Here is a 15,124-nt window from a genome sequence, read left to right on the forward strand (position 1 = left end):
CAGGTCGGCAAGGAGGGGGCGCCGACCTGCCGTTGTCACCGTTCAAAGCCGGCCGTGCCGCTCAGCGGCACAGAGGGGCTCAGAGACCGGAGACGAGGCCCGTGACGGCGCCGGTGTTCACGCCGGTGGTGCCCTGGACCAGGCCGGTGACCTCGCCGACGAGGGGGGAGACCGGGGCAACGGAGTCAACGGTGCCGGTCACGGAACCGACGACGCCGCCGACGAGGCCACCGGACACGTTGTCCAGGTCGGCGTCGGAGATTTCCTGGGTCTGAACCTGGGGGGTGGAGTTCATGATGTTTCCCTTCGGATGAATATCTCGAAAAAGCTGCGGCCGAACCGTCCGGTGGGCTGGTCCGACCACGGCAGCAGGAGTCCGGGGCCCGAAATCGGGAACCGTTGGTGTGACTCCCGCAGTGCGAAGGATCAAAGCATGCAGGCGCGTTGTGCGGCTAATCCGAAGGCCGCCGAACCGGACGTCGAAGCTCCGCCAAATTACGTGTCGTGCACGCACATCCATGAATCGGTGGCAGCTTCTTCACAACTCCTGCAGTTTCCTCTCCGGAGATTCGCCGGGACCTCGTTCGACGAACGGGACATTCCCCCATCAAACCGCTTACGTGCAGGTCAGCACGGGTTCCTGGCGCCTCAGTCCGTGTGCCGACTGCACATTCGGTGTGCAGATTCCTTGAAGGCGGTCAATTTTTACGGCACTTGACCACCCGCCAGATCGAGAACTCCAGGGCACACCTCCAACGAACCCCGCCGAATGTTGCAAGAGCTTTAACTGCGCCCGATTCACCCAGATTTCTCGGTCCGGTATCGAGGCTGTAGAACGTATTGAACGGAATATCAGCACTATCCGTACGCCATTCCGAAGCAATCGGATCGACCGCACCGAGAACGGACATAACCGCATAACGGCACGGCTTCCGACTCGGCGGAAAAGGGCGATTTACCGCCGGTATCACCCCGGTGGCAGCCCGCCTCGGGGTGGGGCACCGTGAAGGGGACCCGGCGACGGGGACCTGAGGGCCGGGCACGCCGGGAAGGAGCCGCAGACGTGGAGCCCGTCGAGGCGCTGGAGCGCATCGCCTTCCTCCTGGAGCGCCAGGGGGCGGGGACCTACCGCGTACAGGCATTCCGCACGGCCGCCACGGCGATCGCCGCCCTGCCGGACGACGAGGTGCGCACCCGCGCGCACGACCACTCGCTGGGGCGCCTGAAGGGGCTCGGGCCCAAAACCACCCGGGTGGTCGAAGAGGCCCTCGTGGGCGTGCGGCCCCAATATCTCGCCCACCTGGAGGACGAGGTGGGCGGCCCGCTGGTCGAGGGGGAAGGGGGACAGCGGCTGCGGCAGGCGCTGCGCGGCGACTGCCATCTGCATTCGGACTGGTCCGACGGCGGCAGCCCGGTCGAGGCGATGGCCAGGGCCGCCCGGGACCTCGGCCACGAGTGGTGTGCGCTGACCGACCACTCCCCCCGGCTCACCGTGGCCCGCGGGCTGACCGCCGAGCGGCTGCGCCGGCAATTGGCGCTGGTGGCGGAGGTCAACGAGCGGCTGGCGCCGTTCCGGCTGCTGACCGGGATCGAGTGCGACATCCTCGACGACGGCACCCTCGACCAGGAGCCGGAGCTGCTGGACCGGCTCGATGTGGTGGTCGCCTCGGTGCACTCCAAGCTGCGCATGGACAGGGCGCCGATGACCCGGCGGCTGCTGGCCGCGGTCCGCAATCCGCTGGTGGACGTCCTCGGCCACTGCACCGGGCGGCAGATCACCGGCAAGCTGCGCCCGGAGTCGCAGTTCGACGCCGAGGCGGTGTTCGCGGCCTGCGCCGAGCACCACACGGCCGTGGAGATCAACTGCCGTCCCGACCGCTTCGATCCCCCGCGCCGGCTGCTCCGCCAGGCGCTGGCGGCCGGGACCCTGTTCGCCGTCGACAGCGACGCGCACGCACCGGGCCAACTGGACTGGCAGATCTACGGCTGCGCCCGCGCCGAGGAGTGCGGCGTCCCGGCGGACCGGGTCATCAACACCTGGACACGGCGCCAGTTGGCCACCTGGACCACGACCGGCCGCACCCCGCGCCGGTGAGCCGACGGCCGGTCAGGCGGTCGACGGCGCGGCGGCGGGCGCGGCGGGTACGACTGGACTGAGCCGCAGCACCACGACGTATGCCACGACCACCGCGACGATCACCAGCGGTATGACCGTGAGCCCGTTGGTGCCCATCAGCAGCGTGGCCAGCAGCACCGAGCTCATCGGAAGCCGGAGCATCGCCACCGCCATCGCCCCGACCCCCATCGCGAACGCCGGGGTCAGCGACAGACCCGGCAGATGCGACAGCGCCACCCCGCCCGCCTCCCCGATGAACAGCGCCGGAAAGATCGGGCCGCCCCGGAAGGCGCTGAGCGAGGCGCAGTACGCCAGGCTCTTGCACACCACGAGCAGCACCAGCGCCGCCGCCGAATAGCCGGCGCCGCCGTGCACCAGCGACCCCAGCGCCGACTGCCCCGAATAGAGCACCTCGGTGGCGGGCTTGCCGCTGACCGCCTGGAATCCGACCGCCAGCGCGCCGACCACCAGGCCCATCAGCACCGTCGCGGGCACCCGGTGCCGCGCGACGCGCGCCTTCAGCGACTGCGCGAGCCGCCGTACACCGGTCCCGAGGAACGCGGCCGCCAGCCCGATCACCACGGCCCAGCCGAACTCCCCGACCATCGGCTCCGCGGCCGTGGGGACGTCGTCCAGCGCGAGCGAGTACGTACCGAGGCCGGTCCAGTCCCCCAGCCCGGTGAAGATCAGCGCCCCCAGGCCGGACGCCAGCAGGCCGGGCAGCAGCACCATCCCCAGCATCGGACCGCCCAGCCCCACCACCTCCATCAGCAGGAAGGCGCCCAGGAGCGGGGAGCCGAGCAGGGCGCTGATCGCCGCGAAACTGCCGGCGGCGCCCACCACGGGCAGCGCCCGCTTCGGCAGACCCAGGTTCATCAGCCGTACGGCGCACATGGCCAGCCCGCCGCCGAGGGCGATCAGCGGCGCCTCCGGGCCCAGCACCACGCCGAAGCTGAGGGACGCCAGGGCGGCGAGCACGATGCCGGGCAGGGCGGAGGGCGGCGGTGCGCCGCCGAGCGCCAGTCCGTCGGCCGGCTCATGGCCGCCGTTGCCGGGGAGGTAGCGGACGACCGGCCCGACCAGCAGACCGGCCACCGCGAGCATCGGCACCGGCCACCACAGCGGTGTCCCGGCGAAGCCCAGCGCCCGCGGCAGATCGTGCTCGATCAGCGGCTCCAGCGCATGGATCAGCGCGAGAAAGCCGAAGGAGGCGGCGCACACCGGGACGCCGATCACCGCCGCCACCAGCAGAAGCTTCAGATATCCGCGGGTGCGCAGCAGCGCGTAGGGGTCCTGCGGCACCGTGGCCGGCGCCTCGCCGACCGGGCCGGTGGGGCCGACCGACATCGCCTCGCCTCCTCGCCGCCGCCGCGACGAGCCTGCCACGGCCCGCCCCCCTGACCGCGAACGACGCGGGGCCGGACACCCGAACGCCGCGATGTCACCCCTGCGCGGCCGCCGCCTCCTGGAGGGCGGCCAGGACCGGGCGGAACAGCGGGTGCTCCTCGGCTCCGCGGCGTACCGCGGCGAAGACCCGGCGGGTGGGCACCACCCCGTCGACCGGCCGGACCACCACCCCCGTCAGGTCCACGTCGCGCAGCGCCGAGCGGGGCACGAGGGCCACGCCGGCCGCGGCGGAGGCGAGGGCGACCACCGCCCGGAAGTCGTCGGAGGAGTGCTCCAGGCGCGGCTGGAATCCGGCGTACTCGCAGGCCAGGACGACCACGTCATGGCAGGGGTTGCCCTGGTACGGGCCGATCCAGGGGTCCTCGGCGAGTTCGGCGACCGCCACCTGTTCGGCCTGTGCGAGGCGGTGGCCGGTCGGCAGTACGGCGTCGAACGGCTCGGCGTACAGCGGCAGGCGGGTCAGCCGTGGATCGTCCGCGCGGGGCGCGCCCCGGTATTCGACGGCCACCGCCACATCGACCTGCCGGTCGAGGACCATCCGCAGGCTGGCGTCGCCCTCGGCGTCTTGGACGCGGACCTGTATGCCGGGCGCGGAGCGGGCGAGCGCGGTGAGCGCGGGCGCGACGACCAGGCCGATGCCGGTGGCGAAGGCCGCGACGGTCACCGTGCCCGCCGCGCCCGAGCCGTACGCGGCCAGCTCGGACTCGGCGCGCTCCAGCTGGGCCAGGACCGCGTTGGCGTGGGTGAGGAGGATGTCGCCCGCGGCGGTCAGCCGTACGCCGCGGGCGCCGCGCTCCACCAGGCGGTGGCCGGTCTCCTGCTCCAGGGCGGCCAGCTGCTGGGAGACCGCCGAGGGCGTGAGATAGAGCGCGGCGGCCGCGGCGGTGACCGTGCGGTGGTCGGCCACCGCCCGCAGGATGTGCAGCCGTCGTGCTTCGATCATGGGGCTATTTTCGCAGGCCGCGCCCCCTGGTCTTCACACGCCGGAGGCGGGCTCCGCCTCGGCCGCCAGGTCGGACCGCGCCGCCACGAAAGCGTCCACGGCGCGGTGGACGTCCTCGGTGGAGTGGGCGGCCGACAGCTGTACGCGGATGCGCGCCTGACCCTGCGGGACCACGGGGTAGGAGAAGCCGATGACGTACACCCCGCGCTCCAGGAGCAGCTCCGCCAGCCGGGCCGCCTCGGCCGCGTCACCGATCATGACGGGGGCGATGGCGTGGTCGCCGGGGAGGACGTCGAAGCCCTCCTCGGTCATCCGGGAGCGGAACAGCGCGGTGTTGGCGTGCAGCCGTTCGCGCAGGTCGCCGGCCGACTCCAGCAGGTCGAGGACCTTGAGCGAGGCGGCGGCGATGACCGGGGCGAGCGAGTTGGAGAAGAGGTACGGGCGGGAGCGCTGGCGCAGCAGCGCGACGATCTCGGCGCGGGCCGCGACATAGCCGCCGGAGGCACCGCCCAGGGCCTTGCCCAGGGTGCCGGTGATGATGTCGACGCGGTCCATCACGTCGTGGAGTTCGGGGGTGCCGCGGCCGCCGGGGCCCACGAAGCCCACCGCGTGGGAGTCGTCGACCATCACCATGGCGCCGTAGCGGTCGGCCAGGTCGCAGATCTCGCGCAGCGGCGCGACATAGCCGTCCATGGAGAAGACACCGTCGGTGACGATCAGCTTGCGACCGGCGTCCTCGGCCTCCTTCAGCTGGCGCTCCAGATCGGCCATGTCGCGGTTGGCGTAGCGGAAGCGGCGGGCCTTGCTCAGCCGGATGCCGTCGATGATGGAGGCGTGGTTGAGGGCGTCGGAGATGACCGCGTCGTCCGGGCCGAGCAGGGTCTCGAAGACGCCGCCGTTGGCGTCGAAGCAGGAGGAGTACAAGATGGTGTCCTCCTGGCCGAGGAAGCCGGAGATCCGCTGCTCCAGCTCCTTGTGGACCTCCTGGGTGCCGCAGATGAAGCGGACCGAGGCGAGGCCGTAGCCCCAGCGGTCGAGCGCTCCGTGGGCGGCCGCGACGACCTCGGGGTGGTCGGCGAGGCCGAGGTAGTTGTTGGCGCAGAAGTTGAGGACCTCGCCGGGGTTGCCGCCTGCAGTGACCGCGACGGTGGCGGACTGCGGGGTGCCGATGACGCGCTCGGGCTTGTGCAGTCCGGCGGCGCGGATCTCGTCGAGGGTGCCGCGCAGTTCGTCGCGTACGGAGTCGAACATCAGGGTGCTCCTTGAGGGTGCGGTGGGCGAGTGAGCCAGAGGGGCGCGCCGGTCTCTCGACACCGGCTCTGCGCCCCGGAGGCGAACCGAGCCAAGAACTCAGGCAGTCCAGTCGAGGATGATCTTGCCGCTGCGGCCGCTCGCGGCGTCGTCGAAGGCGGCGTCGAAGTCCTGGTACGGGTAGCGGCCGGTGATCACGGGCGCGAGGTCGAGACCGCCCTCCAGCAGCACCGACATCGCGTACCAGGTCTCGAACATCTCCCGGCCGTAGATGCCCTTGATCGTGATCATGGAGGTGACGATCCGGGCCCAGTCGACGGGGAAGTCCTGGGCGGGCAGGCCGAGTACGGCGATCCGGCCGCCGTGCGTCATGTTGGCGATCATGTCGCGCATCGCCTCGGGGCGGCCGGACATCTCCAGGCCGATGTCGAAGCCCTCGCGCAGGCCCAGCGCGCGCTGTCCCTCGGCGATGGTCGCGTCGGCGACGTTGAGGGCGAGGCTGACGCCGACCTTGCGGGCGAGCGCCAGGCGGGACTCGCTGACGTCCGTGATCATGACATTGCGGGCGCCGGCGTGCCGGGCGACGGCCGCGGCCATGATGCCGATCGGCCCGGCGCCGGTGATCAGCACGTCCTCGCCGACCAGCGGGAACGACAGCGCGGTGTGCACGGCGTTGCCGAACGGGTCGAAGACGGCGGCGATATCGAGGTCGACGGGGCTGCGGTGCACCCACACGTTGCCGGCGGGCAGCGCCACGTACTCGGCGAAGGCGCCGTCCCGGCCGACGCCGAGGCCGACGGTGGCGCGGCACAGATGGCGGCGGCCGGCCAGGCAGTTGCGGCACTTGCCGCAGACGAGGTGGCCCTCGCCGCTGACCAGGTCGCCCGGCTTGATGTCGGCCACCTCGCGGCCGGTCCGCACCACCTCGCCGACGAATTCATGGCCGATGGTCAGCGGGGTGGCGATCGACTGCTGCGCCCAGCCGTCCCAGGCCCGGATGTGCAGGTCGGTGCCGCAAATACCGGTGCGCAGGACCTTGATCAGTACGTCACCCGGCCCACAGTCCGGCTCGGGGACCTCCGTGAGCCACAGTCCCGGCTCCGCCTTCTGCTTGACCAGTGCCTTCACCGCGCCGGCTCCCGTGGGTAGGTAAGAGTGCTGTGACCTGCCGGGAGGCGTATATCGGCCACCCGGTCTCGATCGAGAAACCTTCCGTATGCCGGGCTTCTGGTCCATCGAGGTTTTCTTAAGCGTGGCCACAGCTGCCCTTTACGCCCCGGTGGTCCCAGGGCTCCCGGCGGTCGCGGAGCCCGGGGAGTGTAGGGGTTCGCCACCGCGAACGGCGGAATTCATCACAGCTTGAGTGGCCGTGAGACCGGGGTGGGCGGCGCTACGTAGGACTGGGTGAGCAACTCGCACGGGTGCTGACGCGACGCACCGCGGCCTCCCGTGTGCTTCGTCCCTGTGCGTCCCTGGAGGTCAGTGAATTGAGCCACCGACATGTGAACAAGCGGACGGGCGCCGTCGCCGGGGCGGCCGCGGCCGCCATCGCGGCCGCGGCGATCCTGCTCCCCGACGCCAATGCGAGCACGGACCGGCCAGTGGTCCCCCGGACGTTCGGCGCCCACGCGGCCACCCAGCTGGCGACGTCCCTCAAGGCGGACCTCGGGGACCAGACCGCCGGCTGGTACCTGGACGGTGCGAACGGCCACCTCGTCATGAACGTCCTGTCGGAGGACGACGCCGAGAGCGTCCGGGCCAAGGGCGCGGTCGCCAAGGTCGTCCGCAACAGCATGACCGCCCTGAAGTCCGGCACGCGGACCCTGCGCGAGACGGCCTCGGTGCCCGGCACGGCGTGGTCGATCGACCCGAAGACGAACAAGATCGTGGTGCTGGCCGACAGAACGGTCACCGGCGCAAAGATGGCCCGGCTGGCCAAGGCCGCCGGCGGGATGCGCGAGCTGGTCACCGTCAAGCGGTCCCAGGGCGAGTTCCAGCGGTACGACGGCGAGGGCGCGAGCGGCGCCGCGGGAAGCGGAGGCGCGGGCGGGAACGGAGGCGGGAACGGAGGCGGGAACGCGGGCGGTGCCGCGAGCGGCGGCAACGCGGGCGGGGGGAACGCCGGTGGTGCCGCGGGCGGCGGGGACGGCGGGGCGGCCGCCGGGCCGGTCGGCGGCAGCGCCATCTTCGGCGGCAACGCCCGCTGCTCCCTGGGCTTCAACGTCACGGTCAAGGGCGCCCCGGCGTTCCTCACGGCGGGGCACTGCGGCAACGACTCGCCGACCTGGTCGGCGGACCAGGGCGGCGGCCAGCCGCTGGGCACCGTGGCCGACTCGAAGTTCCCCAAGACCGACTTCGCGCTGGTCACCTACGACGACACGGCCGCACAGCCGCAGAGCGCGGTCGACCTGGGCAACGGCAGCACGCAGCAGATCACCAAGGCCGCGGAGGCCGCCGTCGGTATGAAGGTGCAGCGCTCCGGCTCCACGACCGGGCTGCACGACGGCACCGTCACCGGTCTGGACGCCACGGTGAACTACGGCAACGGCGACATCGTCAACGGCCTCATACAGACGGATGTCTGCGCGGAGCCCGGCGACAGCGGCGGCTCGATGTTCGCCGGCGACGCGGCCGTCGGACTGACCTCCGGGGGCAGCGGCGACTGCACCCAGGGCGGCGAGACCTTCTTCCAGCCGGTCACCGACGCCCTGGAGGCCACGGGGGCCGAGATCGGCGCCGGAGGCGGAGGCGCCGCGGACGCCGGAGCACAGGACCCGGGCACCGGGACGGAAGACCCCGGCAGCGGTGCGCAGGACCCCGGCACGGGTGCGCAGGACCCCGGAACCGGCACCGAGGATCCGGGCACCGGTACCGGTGCCCAGGACCCGGGCACGGCCACCGAAGACCCCGGCGCGGGCATGGACGACCCGGGCGCCGACCCCGGCATGAACGGTGGTGATTCCCTGAACTGACCACACACTCCCGGAGGTTCGCCTTCCGCATCGGCCCCGCCCACCCCCCTTATCCCCTGTGGGCGGGGCCACTGAGCATCACGAGACCCCTGGGCGAGGCGGAACCATAGCGACCGCCGACGGAGCGGTGCCAGAATGACCGGCCCTACTCCGACCCTTCCTCAGGGGCACCATGGCGTCGAACGAACTCGATTCCCATACCCCCGTCACCCCCGTGATCCCGGTCTTCCACGGTGCCGGGCATCTGCTCCGCCTGATAGCCGATCTGGTGCGCAGGCCGCGCCGCCGGGAGTGCCCGGAGCCGGTACGGCACCGCGGAGTGGCCCAGGGCCGCGAGGGCCTGCCGGTGGTCTGCCTGGTCGGCGGCGACGACCACGCCCAACTCGCCAGGGGCATCAGCCACTTCCTCGGCCACGCCGACCCGCACCGGGTACCGCACGTACTGCACGATCTGCAGGCCGGCGCGCGGCCCGCCGACCCGGAGTCCGTCGACGCGGTGCGCCGCACCCTGGAGCGGCTGGCGCAGGGCCTCGCCCTCAGCGTCAACGGCAGCGACGGACGGGTCCGCTTCCGCCGGTTCGGACTGGTCAACTGGCTGGTCCAGGTCGGCGCCGACAGCGGCCGGAGCCACCCGGGCGATGTGGAGGGCAACGACCTCACCCTGCTGCAGGGCCTGCGGGAGCGGGAGTTCCGGCGCCGGCGGGTGTTCGGGCTGCTGCGCGCCCCGGAGACCGAGCTGGCGGTGGACGGCAAGGTGCCGTGGTGGGTGTGGCTGTTCGCGGTCCACGTCCTGCCGCTCGCCTGGTTCCGGATCCGCCGCGGTCTGGGCCGCGACTACCGCTGGCTGCTCAACCAGCCCTATCTCGCACCGCGCGACCCGGGCACCTTCACCGGCTTCGCCGAGCGGCTGACCGCGCCCCACAACGAGGTCGAAGACCCCGAACAGCTGCGGAAGTTGATGGTCAACGCGTTCCTGGAGGATCTGCGCAGCGCCTTCCGCCGCCGCATCTGGCGTCCGGGGACGGCCCGGCGCACCGCGTACTGCGTGGCGCTGCTGGACGGCCTGGGCCCGGACAACTGCGGCTATACGCTGCTCCGGACGATCATCGACGTACGCAACGAGACCGGCGCGTTCGACCCGCTGCTGGTCCTGGCCTGCGGCGCCGAGCCGCCCGCCGAGGGCACCGGCGTCCGCGCCGACTGGGGCCGCAGCGAGCTGTGGCGGCTCTCCGACCGGCTCTACGGCGGCTGGCGGGACACCTTTCTGCACCAGGGCCGGGCCCGCAACCGCGCGCCCTGGTACCTGCCGGTCAGCGTGCCCCGGCTGATGCCGCCCACCGAGGAGACCTACGAGCTGACGCGGCGGCTGGAGGTCGCCCAGGACGCCCGGCTGCGGATCCCCGAACCACCGCTGTGGGCCCGCCGGGTGGTCTCCGTCGTGGCGGCCTGCTCGACGGCCCTGGCGCTGCTGGGGGCGGGCGCGCTGGTGCTGGGCACCGAGAGCGGCTACCGCCAGACGCACTGCGGTCTGAACCGGTTCGACGACGACGCCGACACGCTGCTCACCGCGGAGACCGGCGAGTGCATCGGAGTCGCCCGACACGGCTTCACCTTCCACTCCCCCGACCCGTCGCTCGACCGGACCCTGCAGACCATCTACGCCCAGAACACCCGCGCCGAGGAGGCGCACAAGGCGGCGCCGGAACGCCCCTTCGTCACCCTCGTCCATCTCTCCGCGCTGCTCAGCGTCTCGGGCAAGTCCTCCGGGCAGCTCGCCTACGGGCGCGAGGCGCTGCAGGGCGCGGCGAGCGCCCAGTCCCGGCAGCTGCGCAGCACCGGCGCCACCGAGCCGATCCTGCGGATCTTCCCCGCCAACGCCGGATCGGGGATGCGCTTCGGCACGCGGGTGGTGGACATCCTGGAGCGGCTCAAGGAGCAGGACCCCTCCCTCGTCGGCGTCACCGGGCTCGACCAGAGCCGGGAGGCGACCAACCGGACGATTCGGCGGCTGACCGCGGTGGGGCTGCCGATGGTGGCCACCACGCTGTCCGCGGACACGCTGGTGCGGCAGTCCCCCATGTACTTCCAGGTGTCGCCGCAGAACTCCCGTGAGGCTCAGGTCGCCGCCGCGTACCTCGACCACCTCGTGGGACCGGGCACGGACAAGCCGGCCCGGCAGGTGCGGATCATCGCCTCCGCCGATCCCAGCGACACCTACAGCCGGACGCTCAGCGACGATGTCGCCAAGCGCTTCCGGGCCCGCGGATTCCAGGTCGAGAAGACGGTGTTCACCCCGCCCCCGCCACCGGGCGCGGAGCCCTCGTCCGACGCCCCCGGCCCCGGGGCGGTGGGCCAGCGGAGCTGCTCCTACCAGGGGGTGGTGTTCTACGCGGGGCGCTCGGAGGACTTCGAGGCGCTGCTCGGCGGAATCAACGAGTCCTGCAACTCGGATCCGCCCACGCTCATCGGCGGCGACGACGTGGCGCGGCTGGCCGCCGACGCGGAGCGGCGCGAGCACTACCCCGGAATCCCCTACGACTTCCTGGACTTCACCCTCGGCTCGGCGCACTGCGACGGCACCAGCGAGCTGTACGCGGAGATGGGCCGGCTCTTCCCCGACGAGTGCGCGAAGGTCCCCAACTCCTCCCTGGACGGCCATGCGGCGCTCGGCTTCGACGCCGTCAAGCTGTACGTCAACGCGGTCAAGCAGCTGCGCGAGGAGGCCGCCCAGATGCCGCTGACACCGCCCGCGGTGTGGCATGCGATCAGCGGCGTCCACGGCGACGCGGCGCTGGACGGGGAGAGCGGGATCATCAGCTTCGGCGGCGATGTGGACCGCCAGGTGCCGTTGGACAAGCTGCTGTCGGTGCAGCGCATCGACGGCGTGGGCCGGCCGACCCAGGCCGGGTTCTGCGGCCGGGTCGGCGGAAAGCGGCAGTCGGCGTGGTGCCCGCCGCTGGAGCCCGAGCAGGGCCGCTGAGGTGCCGGCGTCAGGCCGCGGTGACGGTGAAGATGCCGCCGTCGGGGTCGCGGATCACCGCCTGCCGGCCCGCGCCCTCGACGCCCGGGGCCACGGGGGTGACGGTGCCGCCGGCGGCGACCGCGGCGGCCGTCACCTTCTCGATGTCGCGGACCGGGAAGTGGACGTGCCAGCGGGGGCGCACCCGCGGGTCCGGGGCGGACTCCACGGCACCGCCGTGCAGGGTGGCGACGGTGTGCGCACCGTCGCGGACGATCACCTGGTCGTGTTCGTAGGTCACATCGCAGCCGCCGGGCTCCTTCGAGGCCCAGCCGAAGACCTCCGCGTAGAAGATGGCGGCTTCGAAGGCGTCCCGGGTGCGCAGTTCCAGAGAGGCGGGCGCGTTGCCCTGTCCGACCGACCAGGCCAGCGTCTGGCCCTCCCAGAAGCCGAAGGTGGCGCCGTCCCGGTCGGCGGCGAGCGCGGCCCGTCCGGGGCCGATCTTGATCGGGCCGACCGCGACGGTCGCACCGCGTTCGCGGATCCGGCCCGCGGTGTCGTCGGCGTCCTCCACCGCGAAGTACGCGGTCCAGGCCACGCCGATCTGGAGGCTCTGGGCGAGGGCGCCGATACCGGCCACCGGCTCACCGTCCAGCAGGGCGATGGAGAACTCGTCGCCGAGGCTGGCCGGGCGGAACCGCCAGTCCAGGACCGCGGAGTAGAAACCCTGCGCTGCCTCCAGATCGCGGGCCAGCAGGCTGACCCAGCACGGAGCGCCCCGTACCGGGGGCGTGGGCCGATGGGCCGACATGACATCTGCCTCCTGTCGCTCGCACCCTCTCCCACTGTGCCAGCGACTCCGCGGGGCCGCACCAAGGGCGCATCCCGTCGGGCAGCGCGGTTGTGCCGGTCTTGATCAGGCTCGATGCTGTAGGTATTGAACCGGGCTGGGTTGATGCCATGAACGCATGGAACGCGGCCGAGAGCGCCGACTTCCGTGGTCCCCTCGACGTCACCAGGGCGGCCACAGTGGTTCTGGATGCCCGGGACCTGGTCATCGGCTGGAGTCCGGCGGCCCGGCGGCTCCTGGGGTACGGGCCGGACGAGATCATCGGCCGCCCCTTGGAGACCTTCCTGCCGGCCGCCGAGGCGGCCGGTCCCGCGTGGGCCGAACGTGCCCCGGAGGCGTCGCTCAGCGGGAGCGAGCCCCGTACGGCGCGGCACCGGGACGGCCGGCTGCTGCCGGTGGCGATCACCAGCTGCTCGCTGAGCGCCCCCGCCGACGCGGGTGCCGCCCCGGCCCGCATCCTGGTGGCGGCCGCGATGGACGAACAACTGGTGTGGGACTCCCAGCAGTCGATGCTGCACGGGCTCGCCACCCAGTCCCCGGTCGGCCTGGGCATCTACGCCACCGACCTGCGGCTGACCTGGGCGAACAGCGCGTTTGTGCGGGAGATCGGGCAGCCGCTGCGGGAGTTCCTGGGCACCCGCGCCGACGATCTGTACCCCGACGGCGAGTTCGTGACCGAGGGGTATCCGCGCACCCTCGAAGCGGTGATGAACAACGTCCTCGACACCGGCGAACCGATCCTCGACCTGCACTTCGTCGGCCAGCAGCCCTCCGACCCGGGCCCCGATCACGTCTGGTCGTGCTCCTACTACCGGCTCCAGGACGCCCGCGGGCAGGTGATCGGGGTGTGTGAGGACGCCTTCGACATCACCGACCGCTATCGGGCGCAGCGCCGGCTGAACCTCCTGGTGGCGGCCGGCACCCGGATCGGCACCACGCTCGACATGGCCGTCACCGCTCGGGAGATGACCGAGGTGGCGGTGCCGGACTTCGCCGACGTGGTCACCGTCGACCTGGTGCAGTCCGTGCTGGAGGGTGCGGAACCGGTTCCGGGCAACGGCACCCTGCCCCAGCTGACCCGGGTCGCCACGCGCTGCGCCGACGACCCGCCCGGCGCCACGCCGCACCCGCCGTACCGCGTCGCCTACCCGCCCGGTTCGCTGCCGTACCGCAGCCTGTCCTCGGGCGGGATGGTGCGCGGGGACAGCAGTATGGTCGTGCCGCTGCGGTCCGGCGGGGCTCCGATGGGCCTGGTGGCCTTCAGCCGCCGGGAGCCGCCGTCGCTCTTCGACAAGGGCGAGGTCGAGCTGGCCGACGAGCTGGTCACCCGAACGGCGGTGTGCCTGGACAACGCCCGCCGCTTCACCCGGGAGCACACCGCCGCACTGACCCTCCAGCGCAATCTGCTGCCGAAGCATCTGCCCGAGCAGTCCGCGGTCGATCTGGCCTACCGCTATCTGCCCAGCGACGAACGGACCGGCGTCGGCGGCGACTGGTTCGACGTCATCGAGCTCTCCGGCACCCGGGTCGGGCTGGTCGTCGGGGACGTGGTCGGCCACGGCCTGGAGGCGGCCGCCACCATGGGGCGGCTGAGGACGACCGTACGCGCCCTGGCCCGGCTCGACCTCTCCCCCGACGAGCTGCTGAGCCGGCTCGACGACCTGGTGGGGCAGACGGCCGAGGACCGGGCGGACCGGGTCGGCACCGCTGCCGCCCCGGACGATGTCGCCACCGGCGTGACCTGCCTGTACGCGGTCTACGACCCGGTCTCGCGGCACTGCACCATGGCGCGGGCCGGGCATCTGCCGCCGGCCGTGGTCGACGCGGACGGCCGGCTGTACTTCCCGGATCTGCCGGCCGGCCCGCCGCTGGGCCTCGGGGGCCTGCCGTTCGAATCGCTGGAGCTCGAACTGCCGGTGGGCAGCCTGCTCGCGCTCTTCACGGACGGGCTGGTCGAGGCCCGCGACCGGGATGTCGACGAGGGGCTGGAGCTGCTGGGCCGGGTGCTGGCCGACCACCGCAGGCCGCTGGACGAGCTGTGCGACCGGGCCCTTGCCCAGCTGCTGCCGGACGGACCGGCGGCCGACGACTCCGCGCTGCTGCTGGTGCGCACCCGCGAGCTGGACGCCCGGCAGGTCGCGGCCTGGGAGCTGCCCACCGAGCCGGCCGCGGTGGGCCGGGCCCGGGAGCTGGCCACCGGGCAGCTGCGTCAGTGGGGCCTGGAAGAGCTGTCGTACACCACCGAACTCGTGGTCAGCGAGCTGGTCACCAATGCCGTACGGCACGCCGCGGGGCCGCTGCATCTGCGCCTGCTGCGCGATCTGACCCTGCTGACCGAGGTCTCCGACACCGGTCACACCTCCCCGCACCTCCGGCACGCCGCCAGCGACGACGAGGGCGGACGGGGGCTGTTCATCGTCGCGCAGCTCGTACAGCGATGGGGCACGCGCTACGCGCCGTACGGCAAGACGATCTGGACCGAGCAGGCGTTTCCGCCGCACTACGCCGGGGCCCGGCGGCCGTCGGCGGGGGCCGCCCCGGCGTAGGGGGTGCGGGCGTTCGAGGCCGGTCCCATCATGGAACCAAGCGAGGTCCCGGCGACCCGGCGGGCGCGGACGAAGGAGGA

General features: G+C 72.5%; 11 protein-coding genes. 4 read left to right on the forward strand and 7 right to left on the reverse strand.

Features of this window, described 5'->3' with window-relative positions:
• Positions 1-79: 79 nt before the first annotated feature.
• Together ACZ4NB_RS01225 and ACZ4NB_RS01230 are read right to left on the reverse strand one after the other, a co-directional pair.
• The gene (locus ACZ4NB_RS01225; RefSeq protein ID WP_467657499.1) at positions 80-295 is read right to left on the reverse strand and encodes a type A2 lantipeptide; all 216 of its coding nucleotides are present in this window, start codon (positions 293-295) and stop codon (positions 80-82) included.
• 403 nt (positions 296-698) lie between these two features.
• Positions 699-911, reverse strand: a complete 213-nt coding sequence (locus tag ACZ4NB_RS01230; RefSeq protein WP_467657500.1) for a hypothetical protein — start codon at positions 909-911, stop codon at positions 699-701.
• 152 nt (positions 912-1,063) lie between these two features.
• Here ACZ4NB_RS01230 and ACZ4NB_RS01235 point away from each other — a divergent pair, with 152 nt between their 5' ends.
• Positions 1,064-2,095, forward strand: a complete 1,032-nt coding sequence (locus ACZ4NB_RS01235) for a PHP domain-containing protein (protein WP_467657502.1) — start codon at positions 1,064-1,066, stop codon at positions 2,093-2,095.
• A gap of 12 nt (positions 2,096-2,107) precedes the next feature.
• Here the strand turns inward: ACZ4NB_RS01235 and ACZ4NB_RS01240 are convergent, their stop codons facing one another.
• The 4 genes from ACZ4NB_RS01240 to tdh all read right to left on the reverse strand — a co-directional run bounded on the left by ACZ4NB_RS01240 (position 2,108) and on the right by tdh (position 6,845).
• Positions 2,108-3,463, reverse strand: coding sequence for a chloride channel protein (locus ACZ4NB_RS01240; protein ID WP_467657503.1), 1,356 nt, complete (start codon positions 3,461-3,463; stop codon positions 2,108-2,110).
• Between the two features lie 94 nt (positions 3,464-3,557).
• Entirely contained in the window at positions 3,558-4,466 is a 909-nt protein-coding gene (locus ACZ4NB_RS01245; protein ID WP_467657504.1) for a LysR family transcriptional regulator, read from the reverse strand.
• Positions 4,467-4,499: 33 nt separating this feature from the next.
• Entirely contained in the window at positions 4,500-5,717 is a 1,218-nt protein-coding gene (locus ACZ4NB_RS01250; RefSeq protein ID WP_467657506.1) for a glycine C-acetyltransferase, read from the reverse strand.
• Between the two features lie 99 nt (positions 5,718-5,816).
• On the reverse strand, positions 5,817-6,845 hold the full coding sequence (gene tdh, locus ACZ4NB_RS01255; protein WP_467657507.1) for an L-threonine 3-dehydrogenase: 1,029 nt from the start codon (positions 6,843-6,845) through the stop codon (positions 5,817-5,819).
• A 374-nt stretch (positions 6,846-7,219) separates the two neighbouring features.
• Between tdh and ACZ4NB_RS01260 the strand changes: the two genes are divergently transcribed.
• On the forward strand, positions 7,220-8,689 hold the full coding sequence (locus tag ACZ4NB_RS01260) for a S1 family peptidase (RefSeq protein ID WP_467657508.1): 1,470 nt from the start codon (positions 7,220-7,222) through the stop codon (positions 8,687-8,689).
• Between the two features lie 172 nt (positions 8,690-8,861).
• Complete coding sequence (locus tag ACZ4NB_RS01265) at positions 8,862-11,669, forward strand: ABC transporter substrate-binding protein (RefSeq protein ID WP_467657510.1); 2,808 nt, start codon at positions 8,862-8,864, stop codon at positions 11,667-11,669.
• Between the two features lie 10 nt (positions 11,670-11,679).
• On the opposite strand, the gene ACZ4NB_RS01270 is transcribed toward ACZ4NB_RS01265, so the two are convergent.
• Positions 11,680-12,459 (reverse strand): VOC family protein, encoded by a 780-nt coding sequence (locus ACZ4NB_RS01270; RefSeq protein ID WP_467657511.1) that lies wholly within the window; start codon positions 12,457-12,459, stop codon positions 11,680-11,682.
• A gap of 149 nt (positions 12,460-12,608) precedes the next feature.
• Between ACZ4NB_RS01270 and ACZ4NB_RS01275 the strand changes: the two genes are divergently transcribed.
• A complete protein-coding gene (locus ACZ4NB_RS01275) occupies positions 12,609-15,044 on the forward strand; it encodes a SpoIIE family protein phosphatase (RefSeq protein WP_467657512.1) in 2,436 nt (811 codons plus the stop codon).
• The last annotated feature ends 80 nt before the right edge of the window (positions 15,045-15,124 follow it).

This window comes from Streptomyces sp. NPDC026575 (assembly GCF_055567415.1).

Excerpts from the sequence above, each read along its gene's own strand:
- ACZ4NB_RS01225 (WP_467657499.1), bottom strand. The coding sequence starts at position 295 with ATGAACTCCACCCCCCAGGTTCAGACCCAGGAAATCTCCGACGCCGAC.
- ACZ4NB_RS01230 (WP_467657500.1), bottom strand. The coding sequence starts at position 911 with ATGTCCGTTCTCGGTGCGGTCGATCCGATTGCTTCGGAATGGCGTACG.
- ACZ4NB_RS01240 (WP_467657503.1), bottom strand. The coding sequence starts at position 3,463 with ATGTCGGTCGGCCCCACCGGCCCGGTCGGCGAGGCGCCGGCCACGGTG.
- ACZ4NB_RS01245 (WP_467657504.1), bottom strand. The coding sequence starts at position 4,466 with ATGATCGAAGCACGACGGCTGCACATCCTGCGGGCGGTGGCCGACCAC.
- ACZ4NB_RS01250 (WP_467657506.1), bottom strand. The coding sequence starts at position 5,717 with ATGTTCGACTCCGTACGCGACGAACTGCGCGGCACCCTCGACGAGATC.
- ACZ4NB_RS01265 (WP_467657510.1), top strand. The coding sequence starts at position 8,862 with ATGGCGTCGAACGAACTCGATTCCCATACCCCCGTCACCCCCGTGATC.
- ACZ4NB_RS01270 (WP_467657511.1), bottom strand. The coding sequence starts at position 12,459 with ATGTCGGCCCATCGGCCCACGCCCCCGGTACGGGGCGCTCCGTGCTGG.
- ACZ4NB_RS01275 (WP_467657512.1), top strand. The coding sequence starts at position 12,609 with ATGAACGCATGGAACGCGGCCGAGAGCGCCGACTTCCGTGGTCCCCTC.